Genomic DNA, 19,654 nt, shown 5'->3' with positions numbered 1-19,654 from the left:
GTGGGAGGGGGCTTGCCCCCGATGGGCCCCACTCGGCCTTCAAGACTAGCCCCACCCCGCTCAATTCCGTACCATTCCCGGCCTTATTCCCCGCAATACCTTGGTACTTCATGAACCTCACCCGTCTGCGCGCCGATACCCTGGCCGGCCTCACCACGTCCTTTGCGTTGCTGCCCGAGTGCATCGCCTTCGCTCTGGTCGCTCACCTCAACCCGCTGATGGGCCTGTACGGCGCTTTTATCATCTGTACCCTCACGGCGCTGTTCGGCGGGCGGCCGGGGATGGTGTCGGGGGCGGCCGGTTCGATGGCCGTGGTGATCGTCGCGCTGGTGGTGCAGCACGGCGTGGACTATTTGCTCGCCACCGTGCTGCTGGGCGGGCTGATCATGGTTGCCTTCGGCCTGTTGCGCCTGGGCAAACTGGTGCGCATGGTGCCGCACCCAGTGATGCTGGGGTTCGTCAACGGCCTGGCGATCATCATTGCCTTGGCGCAGTTGGAACACTTCAAGAACGGTGAAGCCTGGCTCAGCGGTACGCCGTTGTATGTGATGGCCGGCCTGGTGCTGGTGACCATGGCGATTGTCTATGTGTTGCCGCGCATCACCCGCGCAGTGCCACCGGCGCTGGTGGCGATCCTCGGCGTGGGCCTGGCGGTGTACCTGCTGGGTTTGCCGACGCGCACCCTGGGCGACATGGCCCACATCGCCGGCGGCTTGCCGAGCTTTGCGCTGCCGCAGGTTCCCTGGACCCTGGAAACCCTGGGCATCATCGCGCCCTACGCGTTCCTGATGGCCATGGTCGGTCTGCTGGAAACCCTGCTGACCCTCAACCTCACCGACGAAATCACCGAAACCCGTGGCTACCCCGACCGCGAAAGCGTGGCCCTGGGCGCGGCGAATATGGTCTCGGGTCTGTTCGGCGGCATGGGTGGTTGCGCGATGATCGGGCAAACCGTGATCAACCTCAGCTCCGGCGGGCGCGGGCGTTTTTCCGGGGTGTTTGCCGGGGTGATGATTCTGTTGTTCATTCTGTTTCTGTCACCGCTGATCGAGCGGATCCCGTTGGCGGCGCTGGTGGGGGTGATGTTCGTGGTGTCGCAGCAGACCTTCGCCTGGGCGTCGCTGCGGGTGATCAATAAAGTGCCGCTCAACGACGTACTGGTGATTATCGCGGTGACGGTGATCACCGTGTTCACCGACCTGGCCACCGCCGTGCTGTGCGGGATCGTGATTGCGGCACTGAATTTCGCCTGGCAACAGGCCCGCGAGTTGTATGCCGATGAACACCTGGAAGCCGACGGCAGCAAGCTCTATCGCCTGCACGGCACCTTGTTCTTCGCCTCGACCACGCCGTTTCTGAACCAGTTCGATCCGGCCAACGACCCGGCCCAGGTGACGCTGGATTGTCGCCACCTGAGCTTCGTCGATTATTCCGCGATTGCCGCGTTGATGACCTTGCGCGAGCGCTACAGCAAGGCCGGCAAGCACCTGCGGGTGCTGCATTTGTCCGAGCGCTGCAAGAAACTGCTCAAGCGCGCGCGGGTGCATCATGACTGACCTTCAACTCTGAGCGAGGGGTTATGGCCCGACCAGGTCTTCGAGTTCCTGGGCGCGGGTCTGGGTCATGTCCAGCACGCAGCCGGAGCCGTTGACCCGATCGATGGAACCACCGGTTGCCGAACCGGCGAAGGCGCAATTAGCGTCGCGATACTTTATCCACAGGCGCTGCACGTCCTGCAGTTGCTGTTTACGCGGGCCTTCCTGGGCGGCGAGGGCGGTTTTGTAGGCGCGGTTCAGGCGTTCGTCCTGAACCTTGGCCGCTTTGGTGTTGCAGGTGACCATGTCGAACGTGGTGGTGGCGCTGTCCATGCATTTTTCCAGCGCCGCGTTATCGGCAGCCGATGCGTGGCCGCACAAAGCCAGAAGCACGGCGCCGGTGGCGAGAGAGCTACGAATCATCATCGATTTTCCTGGGCATGAGTGGATGCGCATTCTAAGACCCAACGGCGCGGTTTGAGTTTCCGGCAGCGTCCGATCCTCATGTAAGAACACCCCCCTGATTTTCATCCGATGGCGCCGGGCATGCCCGATGGCGACAGCGCTTATCCGTGGACGAAAGTTACTTTCATGCAGTTTGAAAATGCCGTGCGGAAATGATTTATGACTTTCACAACCAATTCGACGTGACCCTTTCCGAGGAGTACCGCATGGCCGCATCACCGGGCTTCGGGCTGTTGGCATACGCTGCCATCGCCATCATTGCTTTGATCGTGCTGATTGCACGTTACCGACTCAACCCGTTCATCGTTATCACTCTGGTGTCCATCGGCCTAGCGCTGATGGCCGGGATGCCGGCGGACACCATCATGGGGTCCTATGAAGCGGGCGTCGGCAAAACCCTGGGGCACATCGCCCTGGTGGTGGCACTGGGCACCATGCTTGGCAAGATGATGGCCGAGTCCGGCGGCGCCGAGCAGGTGGCGCGCACGTTGATCCATCGCTTCGGCGAGCGCAACGCGCATTGGGCCATGGTGTGTATCGCGTTCCTGGTGGGGCTGCCGCTGTTTTTCGAGGTGGGCTTTGTGTTGTTGGTGCCCATCGCCTTTACCGTGGCGCGGCGCGTGGGGGTGTCGATCCTCATGGTCGGTTTGCCGATGGTGGCCGGGTTGTCGGTGGTGCACGCGCTGGTGCCGCCGCACCCGGCGGCGATGATGGCGGTGCTGGCGTACAACGCGTCGGTGGGGCAGACCGTGCTGTATGCGATTCTGATCGGCATTCCGACGGCGATCATTGCCGGTCCCGTCTACGCCAAGTACATCGTCCCGCGTATCCACCTGCCAGCGGAAAACCCGTTGGAGCGCCAGTTTATCGAGCGCGAACCGCGTAGCCGTCTCCCGAGTTTTACCCTGACCATGGCCACCATCCTATTGCCGGTGGTACTGATGATGATCGGCGGTTGGGCCAATGTGATTTCCACGCCGGGCACAGGGTTCAACCAGTTCCTGTTGTTTATCGGTAACTCGGTGATCGCGCTGCTGGTGGCGACCCTGGTGAGCTTCTGGACCCTGGGCCTGGCTCAAGGCTTCAATCGCGAGTCGATCCTCAAATTTACCAACGAATGCCTGGCACCGACCGCCAGCATCACGCTGCTGGTGGGTGCGGGTGGCGGTTTGAATCGCATCCTGGTGGATGCCGGCGTGACCAACGAGATTCTTGGCCTGGCCCATGCCTTCCACCTGTCGCCGTTGGTGATGGGCTGGTTGTTCGCCGCATTGATGCGCATCGCCACTGGCTCGGCGACAGTGGCCATGACCACCGCCTCCGGTGTGGTGGCGCCGGTGGCCCTGGGCCTGGGTTATCCACACCCGGAATTATTGGTGCTGGCCACCGGCGCCGGTTCGGTGATCTTTTCCCACGTCAATGACGGCGGCTTCTGGCTGATCAAGGAATACTTCAATATGACGGTGATCCAGACCTTCAAGACCTGGACCGTGCTGGAGACCCTGATTTCGGTGGTTGCCTTCGGTCTGACCTATGGTCTGGCCTGCCTGCTGTAATTCGGAGACGCCATGGACATCCTCTACCAGATCCGCGCCCGCCAGGCGTCCTTCAGCGCCGGCGAAGGGCGCATCGCCCGGCTGATGCTGGAAGACGTGGGGTTTGCCGCGTCGGCCAGCCTGGAAGCGTTGTCCCAACGGGCGGAGGTCAGCACCACCACCTTGTCGCGCTTTGCCCGCAGTGTGGGGTGTCGCGACCTGCGTGATCTGCGCCTGCAACTGGCCCAGGCCAGCGGCGTCGGCAGCCGCTTCCTGGACCCGGCGGGCACACCGGAGCAGTCGGCGTTTCACCGGCAGATCCTGGGGGATATCGAAGCCACTCTGCGTCAGCATCTGTCGGGCTTCGAGCAGGCAGGTTTCGCTGATGCCGTCAGCCTGTTGAGCCGGGCGCGCATGGTGCACGCGTTTGGCATGGGCGGGCCGTCGAGCCTGTGCAGCGACGAGTTGCAAGTACGCCTGGTGCGCCTGGGTTTTCCGATTGCGGCCTGTCATGACCCGGTGATGATGCGCGTCACCGCCGCCACGCTGGGCCCGCAGCATGTATTGATCGTCTGCTCGCTGACCGGCCTGACGCCCGAGTTGCTCGATGTGGTGGAACTGGCGCGCAACTACGACGCACGCGTTATCGCCATCACTCTCGCCGACTCTCCTTTGGCGCGCCTGGCCAACGTGGTGCTGCCGCTGCAACCGGCCGAAACCAGTTTTATCTACAAACCCACGGCGGCGCGCTACGGCATGCTGTTGGCCATTGACCTGCTCGCCACCGAGCTGGCGCTGGCCATGCCGGACGATAACCAGGAGCGCTTGCGCCGCATCAAGCTGGCCCTGGACGACTACCGCGGCGGCCCCGATGCCTTACCGCTTGGAGATTGAAATGAAGTACGACACGTTGATCCGCCAGGCGCTGATTATCGATGGCAGCAACACCCCGGGATATGTCGCCGATGTAGGACTGTTGGCCGGGCGCATCGAATCGATCGGTGACCTGTCGGCTGCCGTGGCCGAGCATCACCTCGAGGCTGCCGGCCGCGTGCTGGCACCAGGGTTTATCGACGTGCACACCCATGACGACACCGTGGTGATCCGCCAACCGCAGATGCTGCCCAAACTCAGCCAGGGCGTGACCACGGTGATCGTCGGCAACTGTGGCATCAGCGCCGCGCCGGTCAGCCTGCGCGGCGATCCTCCGGACCCGATGAACCTGCTGGGTCGGCGCGACGCCTTTGCCTACCCGCGCTTTACCGACTACCGCCAGGCGGTGGAAAACGCCCAGCCGGCAGTCAACGTCGCGGCGCTGATCGGCCACACGGCGCTGCGCAGCAACCATCTGGATGACCTGTACCGTACGGCCAGCCCGGCGGAAATCGCGGCCATGCGCGCGCAGTTGAAGGAAAGCCTCGAGGCGGGCGCTCTGGGTTTGTCCACCGGTCTGGCCTACGCCAGCGCGTTCAACGCCGAGACCGATGAGGTGCTGCAATTGAGCGAAGAACTCACCGCCTTCGGCGCGGTGTACACCACGCATTTGCGCAGCGAATTCGAACCGGTGCTGGAGGCCATGGACGAGGCGTTCCTGATCGGTCGGCATGCCCAGGCGCCGGTGATCATTTCCCACCTCAAATGTGCCGGCGCGGGTAACTGGGGGCGTAGTCCGCAGTTGCTGGCGTCCTTGGAACACGCCGCGAACACCCATCCGGTGGGCTGCGATTGTTACCCCTACGCCGCCAGTTCCTCGACCCTGGACCTCAAGCAAGTCACCGATGCTTTCCCCATCACCATCACCTGGTCGACGCCGCACCCGTCCATGGGCGGGCGCGACTTGCAGGACATTGCCGCCGAGTGGGGCGTTTCGCTGCTCGACGCAGCACGTCGCCTGCAACCGGCGGGGGCGGTGTACTACGGCATGGATGAGACAGATGTGCGGCGCATCCTCGCGCATCCGTTGTCGATGGTGGGCTCTGACGGTTTGCCGGAAGACCCGTTCCCCCATCCGCGCTTGTGGGGTGCGTTCCCACGGGTGCTCGGGCACTTCAGCCGGGATGTGGGGCTGTTCCCACTGTATACGGCGGTACACAAAATGACGGGCCTGTCGGCGGCGCGGTTTGGTTTGTCGGAGCGCGGTCAAATTCGTGAAGGGCACTGGGCAGATCTGGTGTTGTTCGATCCTCTGCGGGTGCGCGACGTGGCCGATTTCAAAGCGCCGCAGCGGGCGGCAGAAGGCATTGAGGGGGTGTGGGTCAACGGCGTTTTGAGCTACCACGATGGGCAGGCCAACGGTCAACGACCGGGTCGCTTCCTGGCGCGCAGCGGGGATTTGCGCGGGGGCTTTTCGTCTTTATAGTGGGCGCCTTCATACACGGAGCGAGCGCCATGCACTTAGGAAAAGTCACCCCCATCCTGCGGATTTTCGACGAGGCCAAGGCCTTGGAATTCTACGTCGACTTCCTGGGTTTCAAGGTGGATTGGCAGCACCGTTTCGAGGCCAATTATCCGTTGTACCTGCAAGTGTCACTGGGCGAGTGTGTGCTGCATCTGTCCGAGCACCATGGCGATGCCTCGCCTGGCGCCGCTGTGCGTATCCAGGCACAAGGCGTGGACGGTTATCAGCAGCAATTGTTGGCCAAAAATTATCGCTACGCTAAGCCAGGGGTCGAGGAAACGCCATGGGGCTCGCGGGAGATGAGCATCAAGGACCCGTTCGGCAATCGGCTGGTGTTTGTGGAGGAGGGCGAGGGCTGAGCGGTAAATCGCAGGCAATAAAAAACCGTCTTGGTTAAGACGGTTTTTTTGCAGTCCCGGTTTGCGGCCAGGGCTGCGGCTCACAGGAGCACTGACGTGCTGGCGATACTACTGCGGCTTCAAGGCTTTATGCAACACCTTTTGAGGATGCCGTAGACGCCAGTTTTCCGCGTTCATATCTGCAAAAAACGGCAACAACTTTTAAGGGTAAATGGCGGTTTCTCGTCACACCTTGGCGCGGTGGGGTGAGCTAGTATCGCCCCGTTCTGCATCATCGTGAAGAGGTTGGCTGGGTTCGCGCGCAGATATTTGGACCGACTGCCACGGGCTTGCAACCCGTGCCGGATTCACGCACGAGGACCTTAAACCTGGCCGCCTCACAGGAGCACTGACGTGCATCCGAAGGCCCACATGTTCCGGTAAGTGCGCTGGAGGTAAGGCCCAACTCACGGAGGGCCGAGTATGTCTAAGTTTGCACGACGTATGTGGAACCTCGTAGTGAACTGCCTGCGTGCTTATCACGTATGGAAGTTCCTGCGAGACAGCTTCGATGACCGCTAAGGTCTGAAAAGCGGAGCCGCCTCGGTGTATGCCGAGGCGGCTTTTTGGTTTCTTATACCCGGAAGTGACTCACCATCTGCTGCAACTGGCTGCCCAGTCGGGCCAGTTCCACGCTGGATTTGGCGGTCTCCTCACTGGCGGTGGCGGTCTGCTCCGATACATCCCGTACGTTGACGATGCTGCGGCTGATCTCTTCGGCCACGGCGCTCTGTTCTTCGGCGGCAGCCGCGATCTGCTGGTTCATCGATTGAATGTTGGACACCGTCCGCGTGATGTTCTCCAGCGACACTCCGGCCTTGCGGGTCAGTTCCACGCTGCTGTCGGTGAGGCTGCGGCTGTTGTTCATCACCGTGGCCACTTGCTGGGTGCCGTTCTGTAAACCGGCCACCAGACCTTCGATTTCTTCGGTGGATTTCTGTGTGCGCTGGGCCAGGCCACGTACTTCGTCCGCGACCACGGCAAACCCACGACCGGCTTCACCGGCACGCGCTGCTTCGATGGCGGCGTTGAGGGCCAGCAGGTTGGTCTGTTCGGCCACGGCCTTGATCACGTCCATGACGCTGCCGATCTTGTTGCTCTCTTGCTGCAGGTGCGTCATGGCGTCGGTGGAGCGTGCCACTTCGGCGGCCAGTCGCTCGATCTGGGCGATCGCCTCGGCCACCACCTTGTCGCCTTCACGGGCCTGGCCATCGGCATCGGACGCGGCTTGGGAGGCCTGCTCGGCGTTGCGCGCCACTTCCTGCACGGTGGCGGTCATTTCGTGCATCGCGGTGGCGACCTGGTCGGTCTCGATTTTCTGGCTATTCACGCCGGCGCTGGTTTGCTCGGTCACGGCCGACAACTCTTCGGCGGCGCTGGCGATTTGCGTGACGCCGTCACGAATCCCGCTGATCAGTTCACGCAAGGTCGTGCCCATGCGCTGGATGCCTTGTTGCAGTACGCCCAGTTCGTCGCGACGGGTGACCTGGATGTTATGGCTCAAATCACCGGAGGCAATACGTTCCACTACGGCCAGGGTGTCCTGGATCGGGCGGGTGATCTGGCGGGTAATCACCAGCGCGGCGATGATGCCAACCAGCAGTGCCAGCAAGGTGCTGATCAATTGCAGGCTGCGGGCCTGGGCGCTTTCGGCGTCGCGGCGCTCAAGCTGAATGTCGTAGAGCTTGTCGCTGATGGTGACGATATCGGCACCCTGGGTGGTCATCTCGGCCCGGGCGGCGACGATGTTGGCGTTGGCGGCCTTGTAGTTCTGCACGGCACTGCGATAGGCGCTCAGCGCGGTTTCAAGGGCGGTCAACGCACTTTGCTGGCTGCTGCCGAACACCGCGCTCAAGTCTTTCAAGCCGGTGATGGTTTTCTCGATTTGTGCCGCGGCACGGGCTTCAGTGTCAGGGTTGACGTTGTTGGTATAGCCGCGCACTTCGTAGCGCGCTAACAGGAATTGCTGTTTGGCATTGGTCAATGCCTGGAACTGCGTGAAGCGTTCCGGGCTGTCCGGCATCTGCTGCACATTGGTGTCCAGTGCTTCGATCTGAGCGTTGGCAATGTCGGCCTTGTCGCCCATGACCTGGCGTGAAGCGTTGCCGTTACGGTAGGCCTCGCGCATTTTGTTCAGGGACTGCTGATAGGCGGTGATCACGGCCTTCTGGTCGGTCAGCAGCTTAACGTTTTCCGGGCTCTTGAAACTGTCTAGCAACTTCTGCTGTTGCGCGGCGAACGCATCCAGGCTGGTCTGCACATTCTGCGCCACGGCTTCGTCGCCATTGGCCAGCATGTACTGCAAACGCACGATGCGCAGTTTGGTCAGTGATGCATTGAGCTGGGTGATATCGCTCATCCAGTTACTGCGGTTGATCAGGCTGCCGAGGCTGGTCCAGCCAGTGAAGGCCAGGATGGACGTAAGGACCAGCACCAGACCGAAGCCCAGGCCGAGTTTGAGGTTGACGCTGATGTTACCGAACCAGCTGTTCATCGAATGCTCCGCAAAAGTGATTTGTCTGCTGGACGGTGTTGTTGTTTGAGCCAGCCAAGTTGAGAAGGAATGTATCGGCGGCAAGAGACGATTCTGTAGTGCTTTTATTGCGCGGGGCGACGAAGGGTCACCATCGCCAGGCAGCGATGGCGCCCTTGTGCGTTTACGCTGTGGTGACGGTGGACACGATGGTCAGCCTCAGGCAAGACGCGGCGTCGCGACTCAGGTGCAGGGTATTGCGCGCTACCCGTGGGTGGTTAGCCTGGCCGCAGGGTTCGCCGCTATTGGGGTTGACGTCGAAGCGCGGGAAGTTACTGCTGGCAATGTCCAGGCGAAGTCGGTGGCCACGCTTGAACAGGTTGCAGATAGCGAAAGGCTCGATCAGCACCTTGACCCGCTCGCCCGCTGTGAGTGGCTTCGGTTGGGTCCACGAATCGCGATAGCGACAACGCCGGATGCCGTCGGTGATGTTCATCGCAAAGCCCTCGGGGTAATCGGCGCTGGGCGGGTATACATCGATCAACTTGGCGGTGAAGTCAGTGTCGGGGGCGTCGCTGTCGATCCACAGCTCAATCTGTACGTCACCGGCGACGATCAGGTCTTCCTCCAGAGGCTCGGTCTGGAAACTCAGCACATCGTCGCGTTCGTTCAAGGGGCGGTCGTTACCACAGGTGCCGAAGAAGTCCGCGCGTTCACGTTGGTCGAAAGCCCCGCCCACGAACACCGGAGCGCCGGAGGTCAGCGCGCCGCCGATGGTCGGGACCGGGTGTGCCGGGTCGGCGAGGTAGCTCAGGCTCGCGCTGTCGGCCTCGGGTGCTGTGTGGCTCAATTGCCCGGGGGCATTGAGGTATAAGGTCAGCACCTGGCTGTCCGGCAGTGGCCATTGCGTCGATTGCAGCCAGCGCCCGCCATGCTCCAGGCGGCCGTTGCGGTCGCGATGACCACTGCCGCCGCCCATCAAAAATACCTGCACGCGGGTCTGCGCTGCTTGGGCCGAGGCGTTGAGGGTTTGCTCGAACCATGCCAGGCGGCAGCTCAGCCAGTCCTGCTCGACCTGCCCGTCAAACACCGCGGTGGGTCCGAATTCCACGTCGCCGCTGTGGCTGATGTTGCGATCACCATGTAGCCACGGTCCCATGACCAGTCGGGACTTTGCCGTGCCGTTTTGCACGAAAGCACGGTAGTTGGCCAGGGTCGAACTGACGTAGGCGTCGTACCAACTGGACATGAATAGCACCGGAATATCAGGCAGCCGGCCATAGTGGCCTTCGGCATAGAGACCGTTCTTGCGCCAATATTCGCTGAAGCTGCCTTGGGCCCACTGGTCCAGTAAGTACGTCTCGTATTCCGGCACATGGCGCAAGGGCGACTGGCCGGGTTGCCACGGCATGCGTGTGAACCACTGATGAATGTCTTCCTGCTCCAAGGCCTGGCGAATTTGCGGATCGGCCAGTGCCGTGGGGCTTTCCTTGGCCTGGCGAAAGGCCCAAGTGGCTTGCTTGAGTTCGAACGCGCCACCCTGGCGTATCCCGCACTGATAGGCGTTGGCGAAGCCGCCGCTGTCGAGCGCCATGCTGCTCAAGCCGGGCGGATGCAGGCACGCCATCGCCAGTTGGGTATGGGCCGCGTAAGAAAGACCCATGCTGCCAAGCTTGCCGTTGCACCAGGGCTGCCGGACGATCCAGGCCAGGCTGTCGAAACCGTCTTGGCCCTCGGCGGTGTATTTGGTGAACACCCCTTGCGAGGCATAGCGGCCACGGCAGTCCTGAAAGATCGCGACAAAGCCTTGATCGGTAAAGCGCGCGGCCATTTGCTCGCGGGAGATGTGTTGGCCGTCGAGCTGTTTTTCCGAGCGCGAGGGTTTGCTCTTGTCGTAAGGCGTACGTTCGATGACTACCGGAAAAGGCCCCTCGCCCTGTGCGGGCAAGTAGATGTCGGTGGCCAGGCAAATGCCGTCGCGCATCGGGATCATCTGGTTAAGCAGGGTTTGCATGGGGGAAATACGTCCTCGCAAAGCAGTCATTGACTCAGTACCCACTCGTGACCGCGATGGCCAGCAGCACCATCGCCAGTACGGCGTAGATCAGGAACAGCGGCAGGATGTAGCGCGCCCATTGGCCCCAGCCGACATTGGCCGTGGCCAGCAGTACCAGCAAGCCGCTGGAGGTCGGGGTGATCATGTTGGTCAGGCCGTTGCCCATCAAGAACGCGAACACCGTGGTTTGTGGACTGACGCCGGACAGTTGGCCCAACGGGCCGAAGATCGGCATGGTGACGGCGGCCTGGCCTGACGTGGAGGGGATCAACACATCCAGTCCCAGTTGTGCGAAGAACATGCCGTAGGCCGACACAATCGGGCCGTGGTCACCCACCAGATTGGCCAGGCTGTTGACGATGGTGTCCAGTACCTGGCCGGTACTCAGGATGATTTCCACGGCGGTGGCCAGGCCAATCAGGACGCCCGCGATCAGGACTTTTTTCATGCCATCGACGAAGGCGCTGGCGGCGACGCTTGCCCCTAGCCCAGCGACAACGCTGAACACCACCGTCAGGAGCAGATAAAACGCCGACAGTTCGTGGTATTTCCAGGCCCAGCGGTTGGAGGCATACACCAGGAAGCCGATGCCCGCCATTAAGACGGTCAGGTTGATCAGGTGGCGTATGGGTAGGGGTTTGCGTTCGAACGTGATTTGCGCGCTCGCATCGAAACCGTGCTTGCGAATACTCCACAGCACGAAGGCGATCCCCACCAGCAGGAAGCTACAGTAGGCGAGCACGCGCATGCTCAGCCCGCTGAATATCGGCAGCCCGACCATTGGCTGGGCGACGGACAACGCCACCGGGTTAGAGATCGACGCGAGGTAACCGATCTTCACGGAGATTGCGACGATTGCCAGGCCGATCAGGTTCGACAGTCCCAGACGATTGGCCATGGCGACCATCAGCGGCACGATCAGAATGAATTCCTTGGCCAGCCCCATGAATGTGCTGCCGGCGGAAAACACCAGCATCAGGCTCGGCACCAGCACGTAGATATTGCCTCGAGTCAGCCCCAGCAGGCGCTCCAGCCCGGCGTCGATCACCCCGGCTTTGTTGAGCACGCCGAACATGCCGCCGATGAACAACACCATGAAGATCAGCGCCGCACGTTTCTCGATGCCCTGGGGAATCGCCATGAAACCTTCCACCAGCGACACCGGGCGGGCCACCGGATCGCTGACCTTGCGCGGCTCCAGTGAAAACAGTTGGCCCAACGCATCGTGTTTTTCCAGCACTTGGTAGGACCCCGGTACCACCAGGCCGTTCTGGCGCTCGAACTTGCCCGCGTTCACCGCGTAGGTGAAGGCGACCGCGAGCAAGACGATGCATAGGAGGATGATGGTCGGGTTGATCTGTTTGCGCAGTGTCGGTTTTTCTACCCCTGCTTGAGGGGAGGTGATCTGTGGTTCGCTCATGCTGGCTGCCCCGGCGTTCGCCGTTTTTGTTATGGGGGAGTGACGTGTGTTGGGCGGACACTAGGGCAAAGTTTTTGCGCCGACAACGTTATGCGCAGGGTGGGTTGGGCTATGCGTTTTGTGGCGCCAGGCGCTGTTTGAGATGCTCGGCGAACGCGGTCACCACTCGTGAGCGGGGTTCGTTGACGCGGTAGGCCAGGCCGAATGCGTAGGGCAGCGCCGGCCGAAAAGGTCGTGTGACAATCGGCAAATGCAGGAAGTGGCTGGCCAGCAGACCATTGACGATGGACACCCCCAGACCTTCGGCGACAAAGCTGCACGCCGCGCCTACGGAATGCACTTCGACACGCACTTGGGGGGTGAGGTTGGCGGCGCGGAACACCTGGTTCAGTTGCGCCCGTAAAGCGCGTTGCCGGCCCAGCATCACCAGCGGCACATTGCGCAGGTGCTGCACTTCGATGCAGGCGTGACGAGTCAGAGGGTGGTCGGCCGGCATCACGCAGACGCCTTCGGTTTGCAGCACCGGTTCGATGTCGAAATCGGGCATTTCCGTCGGCAGGCGTACGAAGCCCAGGTCGGCGGAACGGTCGAGTACGGCGCGCTCGATGGTGTCGTAGGAACCAGTCAGCAGCTCCACGACGATGTCCTCATGGTCTTTGAGAAACTCCGCAACGATAGGTGGCAACAGCTCCTGGGTCATGCTGGTGGGCACCCCGACCTTGAGCAGGCTCTTGCGCGAGCGACCTACGCGCATTTCGTCGGCCAGGCGCTGAATACGCTGCATGCCGTCCACCAGGCCGGTGACCTCCATCAGCATCTCTTCTGCTTCCGGGGTGGTTATCAGGCGGCCTTTCTTGCGTAGAAACAACACGAACCCCAAGGCTTCTTCCAGTTGGCTCAGCAGACGGCTGACCGCAGATTGCGACAGGCCCATGCGCGTTGCGGCGCCGATGGTCGAGCCGGTGGACATGATCGCCTTGAAGGCTTCGAGTTGCTTGAGATTCACCATGGTTTTCCTGGCGGTTGCGAGCGGCAATTGCTGCTTTGCGCATAGCCTGATGCGCATCTCGCATAACGTTGTAGGGCTTTCGACGAGCCGTTAGTGTCCGCTCCATCGCGACATTCCGTCCAGTGTGTCGCGCCATCGAACTGCCCATAAAAAACCATAAAAAGGCATTGAGGAAGCGGCCATGCGCAGACTGATCAGCAGGGGAAAAATAGTCTCGGCGAGCCTGATGGCAAGCCTGTCACCGGCGCTTATGGCGCAAGGCTTCTGGGAGGATTCCCACGGGCGATTGACCCTGCGCAATTTCTATTTCAACGACGGTTACCGCGATGGCGGCGAAGATCGCAAAGAGTGGGCGCAGGGTTTTCTGCTCAACCTGCAGTCCGGCTATACCGAGGGCACCGTGGGGTTTGGCCTGGATGCACTCGGCCTTGCCGGGCTGCGCCTTGATTCCAGCCCCACCCATGCCGGAACCGGCCTGTTGCCGGTGCACGACGATGGCCACGCGGCCAGTGAATTCTCCAGCCTGGGCGTCACCGCGAAGCTGCGCTGGGGCGATGCGGTGGTGAAAAGTGGCACGTTATTGCCCAAGATCCCAGTGTTGGTGCACAACGATGGGCGCCTGTTGCCGCAAACGTTCCAGGGCACCCAGTTGGAATACACCGGCATTCCTGACCTGTACCTGCACACCGGGCATCTGGATCGGTTCAAGCAGCGCAACTCCACCGACAGCGTGGCTATTTATCCTCAGGGCTACACCGGCAACCGTGGCAGCGACTTCGACTTCGCCGGGGCCACCTATGCTTTGACGCCGAGCCTGAGCGCAACGTGGTATTACGGCGAGATGCGTGAGTTCTATCGCCAGCAATTCTTCGGCCTTGTCCATAAACAACCGGTTGGACGTGGCTCGCTGACTAGCGACGTGCGCTACTTCATCAGCGGCGAGGCGGGGGAGGCGCGTAATGGCAAGGTCGACAGTGACCTTTTCAGCGGGCTGTTCACTTACCGACTGGGCGCACAAGCGTTCGGCGTCGGCTATCAGAAGGTGCGGGGCGATACTGCGTTGCCGTATGCCAGCGTATCGACGGTGTATTCCTTCAGTAATGCCGGTGTGGGCAAGTTCATCCAGGCGGGTGAGCAAACCTGGATGCTGCGCTACGACTACGATTTTGCCAACGTGCTCCCCGGCCTGAGCTTTATAACCCGTTACTACAAGGGTGAGAACGGTGACTACAAGGGGCGTGAGGCCCGCGAATGGGAATCCGACACCAATCTGCGCTATGTGATCCAGGACAGCACTTTCAAAGGTCTTGGGGTGGAGGTGCGCAAGGCGACCTATCGTTCGACCTACGCCAGTGACCGGGACAATTATCGGCTCTATCTCACATACGACCTGGCACTCTGGTAGTCGGGGCGGGGGCTGATCACAGGGCTGTCTTGTGTGCTAGTCTGCGGGCCCTTTTAGTTTTGGGCGGTGCGGGAGACAGTGTTTTCAGTACCGCCCTACAGCGGAGCCTCTTCATGTCCGAAGTTAATCTGTCCACCGACGAAACCCGCGTCAGCTACGGTATCGGCCGTCAGTTGGGCGACCAACTGCGCGACAACCCGCCACCGGGCGTGAGCCTGGACGCAATCCTGGCCGGCCTGACCGACGCTTTCGCGGGCAAGCCAAGCCGTGTTGATCAGGAACAAATGGCTGCCAGCTTCAAGGTGATCCGCGAAGTCATGCAAGCTGAAGCAGCTGCCAAGGCTGAAGCGGCCGCCGGTGCCGGCCTGGCCTTCCTGGCTGAAAACGCCAAGCGCGAAGGCATCACCACCCTGGCTTCCGGCCTGCAATTTGAAGTGCTGACCCAGGGCGACGGCGCCAAGCCGACCCGTGAAGACCAAGTGCGTACCCACTACCACGGCACCCTGATCGACGGCACTGTGTTCGACAGCTCCTACGAGCGTGGCCAGCCAGCCGAATTCCCGGTCGGCGGCGTGATCGCCGGTTGGACCGAAGCTCTGCAACTGATGAATGCCGGCAGCAAATGGCGCCTGTACGTGCCGAGCGAGCTGGCTTACGGCGCTCAAGGCGTTGGCAGCATCCCGCCGCACAGCGTTCTGGTGTTTGACGTCGAGCTGCTCGACGTTCTGTAAGACTGTTGGCTGATCACCTGTAGGAGCGAGTTTGCTCGCTCCTACAGTGTTGGGTGGCGTAGCTCATGGATGAAACTTGCCATTGAGCTCAGTGGCCGGGCGCAAGGCTCGGGCATAGCAGAACAGAAACAGGTTACGCACCACCTCCTTGAGCACACCGGGTTCGCTCGAACTCAGGCCGTTGACGTCCAGGTCGCCCTGGTCTTGCAGTTCATTCAACGCTTCTTCTTCAAGCACCGCGCAGACTTCGCCGGTTTCCCGATGCAGGATCCGCAGGTAAGGGTGTGGGCGATCCAGCCAGGCGTCGATCAAATAAGTCATGGTCAATTCTCCTTGATGAGTTTCAATGAGAATAATTCTTATTCGCTGAATAGCAAGTGCCTATTGGCGATTTTCTGTTTTTTCTGGAAGGGCATTGCGTTCGGTCAACGCAGAGGGCGAAACGCCATCCCGCGGCGGGCGCGGGATGGAAGCAGCAGATTCAGACTTTGCGCACGAACTCGGACTTGAGTTTCATCGGGCCGATGCCGTCGATCTTGCAATCGATATCGTGGTCACCGTCGCACAGGCGAATGTTCTTCACCTTGGTGCCGACTTTTACTACCAGCGAGGTGCCCTTGACCTTGAGGTCTTTGATCACGGTGATGGTGTCGCCGTCCTGCAGCACGTTGCCCACGGAGTCCTTCTTAACGGTTTCATCGCCGGCTGCTTCGGTCTCGCCATTGGCGGACCACTCATGGGCGCATTCCGGGCAGATCAGTTGAGTGCCGTCTTCGTAGGTGAATTCGGAATTGCATTTCGGGCAGGGTGGCAAAGTGCTCACTTGCGCTCCTTAAAGGTCAGGATGGCTAAAGTCGCACATTGTATAGGGATTTATGGTCTTACAGGTTGAATGAAATCTAAATGTGGAAGGAGACAAGCTCCTCCCACATTGGAATGACTTAGTGCGTACGGGCTACCGCGAACTCACTCAGCTCAACCAGGGCGTCCCGGTATTCGCTGGCGGGCAGGGCGTCCAGGCACTGGATGGCACGGGCTACGTAGTCACGGGCCAGTTGCGCGGTGTATTCCAGCGAACCAGACGCCTCGACGGCCTCACGGATGCTTTCCAGGTCTTCGATCCCGCCTTTCTGGATGGCTTTGCGCACCAGGGCAGCCTGCTCCGGCGTACCTTCGCGCATGGTGTAGATCAGTGGCAGGGTGGGCTTGCCTTCGGCCAGGTCGTCGCCGACGTTCTTGCCCAGGGTTTCGGCGTCGCCACGGTAGTCGAGCAAATCGTCCACCAACTGGAATGCCACGCCCAGATGATCGCCGAACGTACGCAAGGCTTCGGCCTGCTCGGCGGTCGCGCCGCACAACGCGGCGGCGCTGTGGGTGGAGGCCTCGAAGAGCATCGCGGTTTTGCCGCGAATCACTTCCATATAGGTTTCTTCGGTGGTGCTGGCGTCGCGCACCTTGGACAGTTGCAGCACTTCGCCCTCGGCGATGATGCGCGTGGCCTGGGACAGGATTTTCATCACCGGCATCGAGCCCAGCTCGACCATCATTTCGAACGAGCGCGAATACAGGAAGTCACCCACCAGCACACTGGGCGCGTTGCCCCACATGGCATTGGCGGTCTCGCGGCCACGGCGCATGCCGGACATGTCGACCACGTCGTCATGCAGCAGGGTGGCGGTGTGCAGGAATTCAATGGTGGCGGCCAGCAAGCGCAGGTCATCGCCTTCGCGGCCCAGGGCCTTGCCGCACAGCAACACTAATAAAGGACGCAGGCGTTTGCCGCCGGCCGACGTAATGTAGTCGCCAATTTTGGAGACCAGCGGCACTTTAGATGTCAGCTGCTGCTTGATGATGCCGTCGACGGCGCTAAAATCGTCCGCGACCGCGCGGTAGAAAGCTTGGGGTTGCATCAGCGACAGTCGCTCCAGAAGGGTTGCGCGGCATGCTAGGACCCAGGCCCCGCAGTGTCAAGGCGCGATGGACGGCCTCTTGCAACACCCATTTACCTTGCGTACAATCGCGCACCCTGAACTTCCTGGGCAGCACCTGCCTTACGCAATTGCATTCGGGACGTCCATCCCATGCAGCCATGCCAGCCAATACCTCTTCTTATAAAGCGCTGGGTGAGCAGGATTATCGGAGAAATACCATGTCGTACGCAGTAATTGTTACTGGTGGCAAGCAATACAAGGTCGCCCCAGGTGAATACCTGAAGATCGAAAAACTGGAAATCGCTACCGGCGAATCCGTGACTTTTGATCGCGTTCTGTTGGTCGCCAATGGCGATGACGTGAACATCGGCGCTCCAGTCGTTGCTGGCGCTACCGTTGTGGCTGAAGTGATCTCCCAAGGTCGTCACGATAAAGTCCGCATCATCAAGTTCCGTCGTCGTAAGCACCACATGAAGCGTATGGGCCACCGCCAGTGGTACACCGAGATCAAAATCACCGGTATTCAGGCTTAATTTCAGCCTAATTCCTCACTAGGAGAATTGACTCATGGCACACAAAAAAGCTGGTGGTAGTACCCGTAACGGTCGCGACTCAGAAGCCAAACGCCTTGGCGTGAAGATGTATGGCGGCCAGAAAATCATTCCGGGCAACATCATCGTGCGTCAGCGCGGCACCCAATTCCACGCTGGCTACGGCGTTGGCATGGGTAAAGATCACACCCTCTTCGCTAAAATCGAAGGCGTGATCAAGTTTGAAGTAAAAGGCGCGTTCAACCGCCGTTACGTGAGCGTTGTCGCAGCTTAATTGCGAGATCGCTGGAAAAGCCCTGTCTTGCGACGGGGCTTTTTCGTTTGTGGAGTGAGTCTCTTGCAAAGCTGTTTGTGATGGGCAAGAGCAGCGGATTTTGCGGATGTTGCTTGAGGTCGCTGCGCTCATTTTTGCAAGAGTCTTATGTCTTGGTTTCTTAAGCTCGTCCATGCGACGAGAGGCGTTTTGTTATGAAGTTCGTTGATGAAGTTTCCATCCGAGTAAAAGCAGGCGACGGCGGTAACGGTTGCATGAGTTTCCGTCGCGAAAAGTTCATCGAAAACGGTGGCCCCAACGGCGGCGACGGCGGTGACGGCGGTTCCATCTACATGATGGCCGACGAAAACCTCAACACCCTGGTCGACTACCGTTACACCCGGCACTTCGATGCCGAGCGTGGCTCCAACGGCGGCAGCACCGACTGCACCGGTAAGAAGGGTGAAGACCTGGTCCTGCGCGTACCCGTAGGCACCACGATCATCGACTCGGCGACCCAGGAAGTGATCGGCGACCTGACCAAGGCCGGTCAGAAACTGATGGTGGTACAGGGCGGCTGGCACGGTTTGGGTAACACCCGATTCAAATCCAGTACCAACCGTGCGCCGCGCCAGACTACGCCGGGCAAGCCGGGCGAGCAGCGTGACCTCAAGCTGGAAATGAAAGTACTGGCGGACGTGGGTCTGCTGGGTCTGCCGAACGCTGGCAAGAGTACCTTTATCCGCTCGGTATCGGCCGCCAAGCCGAAAGTCGCCGACTACCCGTTCACCACCCTGGTACCTAACCTGGGCGTGGTCAGCGTAGACCGCTGGAAAAGCTTCGTGATCGCCGACATTCCCGGCTTGATCGAAGGCGCTTCCGACGGTGCTGGCTTGGGTATTCGCTTCCTCAAGCACTTGTCCCGCACCCGTTTGCTGCTGCACCTCGTCGACATGGCGCCGCTGGATGACACCAGTGCACCAGACGCCGCCGAAGTGATCGTCAGCGAGCTGACCAAGTTCAGCCCCTCCCTGGCCGAGCGTGATCGTTGGCTGGTGCTGAACAAGTGCGACCAGATCCTCGAAGAAGAACACGAGGAACGCGTCAAGGAAATCGTCGATCGCCTGGAATGGACCGGTCCGGTCTATGTGATCTCGGCCATCGCCAAAGAAGGCACCGAGCGCCTGACCCGCGACATCATGCGCTACCTGGAAGACCGCGCCGACCGCCTGGCGGCCGATCCGGTGTTCAAGGCCGAACTGGCCGAACTCGACCAGCGTATCGAAGACGAAGCGCGCGCCCAACTGCAGGCTCTGGATGACCAGCGTGCCCTGCGCCGTAGCGGCGTGAAGTCGGTCCACGACATCGGCGACGATGATTGGGACGAAGAAGACGTGGATGACGAAGACGGTCCGGAAATCATTTACGTGCGCGACTGATTCGTTGCAGTAAACTTAAGCGCCGCTCACTTGAGCGGCGTTTTGGTATCTGTAG

General features: G+C 60.8%; 18 protein-coding genes and 1 pseudogene. 10 read left to right on the top strand and 9 right to left on the bottom strand.

Annotated elements, in window-relative coordinates; all coding sequences use genetic code 11:
• Positions 1–110 precede the first annotated feature (110 nt).
• Entirely contained in the window at positions 111–1,556 is a 1,446-nt protein-coding gene (locus FIV35_RS10750; RefSeq protein WP_034139277.1) for a SulP family inorganic anion transporter, read from the top strand.
• A gap of 21 nt (positions 1,557–1,577) precedes the next feature.
• Here FIV35_RS10750 and FIV35_RS10745 read toward each other — a convergent pair whose 3' ends face one another.
• A complete protein-coding gene (locus FIV35_RS10745) occupies positions 1,578–1,958 on the bottom strand; it encodes a lysozyme inhibitor LprI family protein (RefSeq protein WP_034100626.1) in 381 nt (126 codons plus the stop codon).
• Between the two features lie 248 nt (positions 1,959–2,206).
• On the opposite strand from FIV35_RS10745, the gene FIV35_RS10740 reads away from it, so the two are divergent.
• From FIV35_RS10740 to FIV35_RS10725, 4 genes are read left to right on the top strand one after another with little or no spacing between them, the layout of a single operon-like run.
• A complete protein-coding gene (locus FIV35_RS10740) occupies positions 2,207–3,556 on the top strand; it encodes a GntT/GntP/DsdX family permease (protein ID WP_231980902.1) in 1,350 nt (449 codons plus the stop codon).
• 12 nt (positions 3,557–3,568) lie between these two features.
• Positions 3,569–4,429, top strand: coding sequence for a MurR/RpiR family transcriptional regulator (locus tag FIV35_RS10735; protein ID WP_034139275.1), 861 nt, complete (start codon positions 3,569–3,571; stop codon positions 4,427–4,429).
• A gap of 1 nt (position 4,430) precedes the next feature.
• Complete coding sequence (locus FIV35_RS10730; protein WP_034139274.1) at positions 4,431–5,894, top strand: N-acyl-D-amino-acid deacylase family protein; 1,464 nt, start codon at positions 4,431–4,433, stop codon at positions 5,892–5,894.
• A gap of 29 nt (positions 5,895–5,923) precedes the next feature.
• Positions 5,924–6,292, top strand: a complete 369-nt coding sequence (locus FIV35_RS10725) for a glyoxalase superfamily protein (protein ID WP_034139273.1) — start codon at positions 5,924–5,926, stop codon at positions 6,290–6,292.
• Between the two features lie 613 nt (positions 6,293–6,905).
• Here FIV35_RS10725 and FIV35_RS30275 read toward each other — a convergent pair.
• The 5 genes and pseudogenes from FIV35_RS30275 to FIV35_RS10705 form a co-directional block, all read right to left on the bottom strand.
• Positions 6,906–7,769: a methyl-accepting chemotaxis protein gene (locus FIV35_RS30275; protein ID WP_371918507.1), complete on the bottom strand. Its 864-nt coding sequence runs from the start codon at positions 7,767–7,769 to the stop codon at positions 6,906–6,908.
• Positions 7,761–8,690, bottom strand: a pseudogene (locus tag FIV35_RS30270) (methyl-accepting chemotaxis protein); the annotation flags it as partial. The pseudogene FIV35_RS30270 and the gene FIV35_RS30275, both read right to left, overlap by 9 nt.
• A 298-nt stretch (positions 8,691–8,988) precedes the next feature.
• Positions 8,989–10,818, bottom strand: coding sequence for a CocE/NonD family hydrolase (locus FIV35_RS10715; RefSeq protein ID WP_034139271.1), 1,830 nt, complete (start codon positions 10,816–10,818; stop codon positions 8,989–8,991).
• A gap of 34 nt (positions 10,819–10,852) precedes the next feature.
• Positions 10,853–12,280, bottom strand: a complete 1,428-nt coding sequence (locus FIV35_RS10710; RefSeq protein WP_034139270.1) for a YfcC family protein — start codon at positions 12,278–12,280, stop codon at positions 10,853–10,855.
• Between the two features lie 109 nt (positions 12,281–12,389).
• The gene (locus FIV35_RS10705) at positions 12,390–13,286 is read right to left on the bottom strand and encodes a LysR family transcriptional regulator (RefSeq protein ID WP_034139293.1); all 897 of its coding nucleotides are present in this window, start codon (positions 13,284–13,286) and stop codon (positions 12,390–12,392) included.
• Positions 13,287–13,470: 184 nt separating this feature from the next.
• Between FIV35_RS10705 and FIV35_RS10700 the strand changes: the two genes are divergently transcribed.
• Both FIV35_RS10700 and bamJ read left to right on the top strand, forming a co-directional pair.
• Positions 13,471–14,694: an OprD family porin gene (locus FIV35_RS10700; protein ID WP_034139269.1), complete on the top strand. Its 1,224-nt coding sequence runs from the start codon at positions 13,471–13,473 to the stop codon at positions 14,692–14,694.
• A 113-nt stretch (positions 14,695–14,807) separates the two neighbouring features.
• The gene (gene bamJ / locus FIV35_RS10695) at positions 14,808–15,425 is read left to right on the top strand and encodes a BamJ family beta-barrel-assembly machinery protein (protein WP_034100560.1); all 618 of its coding nucleotides are present in this window, start codon (positions 14,808–14,810) and stop codon (positions 15,423–15,425) included.
• A gap of 63 nt (positions 15,426–15,488) precedes the next feature.
• On the opposite strand, the gene FIV35_RS10690 is transcribed toward bamJ, so the two are convergent.
• From FIV35_RS10690 to FIV35_RS10680, 3 genes are all read right to left on the bottom strand, one after another.
• On the bottom strand, positions 15,489–15,746 hold the full coding sequence (locus FIV35_RS10690) for a PA4570 family protein (protein ID WP_003194088.1): 258 nt from the start codon (positions 15,744–15,746) through the stop codon (positions 15,489–15,491).
• A gap of 160 nt (positions 15,747–15,906) precedes the next feature.
• Positions 15,907–16,248 (bottom strand): zinc ribbon domain-containing protein YjdM, encoded by a 342-nt coding sequence (locus FIV35_RS10685; RefSeq protein WP_034100559.1) that lies wholly within the window; start codon positions 16,246–16,248, stop codon positions 15,907–15,909.
• 118 nt (positions 16,249–16,366) lie between these two features.
• Positions 16,367–17,335 carry a polyprenyl synthetase family protein gene (locus FIV35_RS10680; protein ID WP_034139268.1) on the bottom strand — a complete coding sequence of 323 codons (969 nt, stop codon included), beginning with the start codon at positions 17,333–17,335 and terminating at the stop codon, positions 16,367–16,369.
• Between the two features lie 239 nt (positions 17,336–17,574).
• Between FIV35_RS10680 and rplU the strand changes: the two genes are divergently transcribed.
• The 3 genes from rplU to cgtA all read left to right on the top strand — a co-directional run bounded on the left by rplU (position 17,575) and on the right by cgtA (position 19,599).
• Entirely contained in the window at positions 17,575–17,889 is a 315-nt protein-coding gene (gene rplU, locus FIV35_RS10675) for a 50S ribosomal protein L21 (RefSeq protein WP_003176051.1), read from the top strand.
• A gap of 34 nt (positions 17,890–17,923) precedes the next feature.
• On the top strand, positions 17,924–18,181 hold the full coding sequence (gene rpmA, locus FIV35_RS10670) for a 50S ribosomal protein L27 (RefSeq protein WP_003176049.1): 258 nt from the start codon (positions 17,924–17,926) through the stop codon (positions 18,179–18,181).
• Positions 18,182–18,375: 194 nt separating this feature from the next.
• A complete protein-coding gene (gene cgtA / locus FIV35_RS10665) occupies positions 18,376–19,599 on the top strand; it encodes an Obg family GTPase CgtA (protein WP_024077369.1) in 1,224 nt (407 codons plus the stop codon).
• The last annotated feature ends 55 nt before the right edge of the window (positions 19,600–19,654 follow it).

The organism is Pseudomonas rhodesiae (assembly GCF_007858255.1).
Taxonomy (GTDB): domain Bacteria; phylum Pseudomonadota; class Gammaproteobacteria; order Pseudomonadales; family Pseudomonadaceae; genus Aquipseudomonas; species Aquipseudomonas rhodesiae.
The sequence above is the reverse complement of the archived record's forward strand: the minus strand, read 5'-3'. Positions and strand labels throughout refer to the sequence as shown.

What these genes read in the sequence shown, in the direction of transcription:
- FIV35_RS10750 (WP_034139277.1), top strand. Translation starts at nt 111, where the DNA reads ATGAACCTCACCCGTCTGCGCGCCGATACCCTGGCCGGCCTCACCACG.
- FIV35_RS10745 (WP_034100626.1), bottom strand. Translation starts at nt 1,958, where the DNA reads ATGATTCGTAGCTCTCTCGCCACCGGCGCCGTGCTTCTGGCTTTGTGC.
- FIV35_RS10740 (WP_231980902.1), top strand. Translation starts at nt 2,207, where the DNA reads ATGGCCGCATCACCGGGCTTCGGGCTGTTGGCATACGCTGCCATCGCC.
- FIV35_RS10735 (WP_034139275.1), top strand. Translation starts at nt 3,569, where the DNA reads ATGGACATCCTCTACCAGATCCGCGCCCGCCAGGCGTCCTTCAGCGCC.
- FIV35_RS10730 (WP_034139274.1), top strand. Translation starts at nt 4,431, where the DNA reads ATGAAGTACGACACGTTGATCCGCCAGGCGCTGATTATCGATGGCAGC.
- FIV35_RS10725 (WP_034139273.1), top strand. Translation starts at nt 5,924, where the DNA reads ATGCACTTAGGAAAAGTCACCCCCATCCTGCGGATTTTCGACGAGGCC.
- FIV35_RS30275 (WP_371918507.1), bottom strand. Translation starts at nt 7,769, where the DNA reads ATGGGCACGACCTTGCGTGAACTGATCAGCGGGATTCGTGACGGCGTC.
- FIV35_RS10715 (WP_034139271.1), bottom strand. Translation starts at nt 10,818, where the DNA reads ATGCAAACCCTGCTTAACCAGATGATCCCGATGCGCGACGGCATTTGC.
- FIV35_RS10710 (WP_034139270.1), bottom strand. Translation starts at nt 12,280, where the DNA reads ATGAGCGAACCACAGATCACCTCCCCTCAAGCAGGGGTAGAAAAACCG.
- FIV35_RS10700 (WP_034139269.1), top strand. Translation starts at nt 13,471, where the DNA reads ATGCGCAGACTGATCAGCAGGGGAAAAATAGTCTCGGCGAGCCTGATG.
- bamJ (WP_034100560.1), top strand. Translation starts at nt 14,808, where the DNA reads ATGTCCGAAGTTAATCTGTCCACCGACGAAACCCGCGTCAGCTACGGT.
- FIV35_RS10690 (WP_003194088.1), bottom strand. Translation starts at nt 15,746, where the DNA reads ATGACTTATTTGATCGACGCCTGGCTGGATCGCCCACACCCTTACCTG.
- FIV35_RS10680 (WP_034139268.1), bottom strand. Translation starts at nt 17,335, where the DNA reads ATGCAACCCCAAGCTTTCTACCGCGCGGTCGCGGACGATTTTAGCGCC.
- rplU (WP_003176051.1), top strand. Translation starts at nt 17,575, where the DNA reads ATGTCGTACGCAGTAATTGTTACTGGTGGCAAGCAATACAAGGTCGCC.
- rpmA (WP_003176049.1), top strand. Translation starts at nt 17,924, where the DNA reads ATGGCACACAAAAAAGCTGGTGGTAGTACCCGTAACGGTCGCGACTCA.
- cgtA (WP_024077369.1), top strand. Translation starts at nt 18,376, where the DNA reads ATGAAGTTCGTTGATGAAGTTTCCATCCGAGTAAAAGCAGGCGACGGC.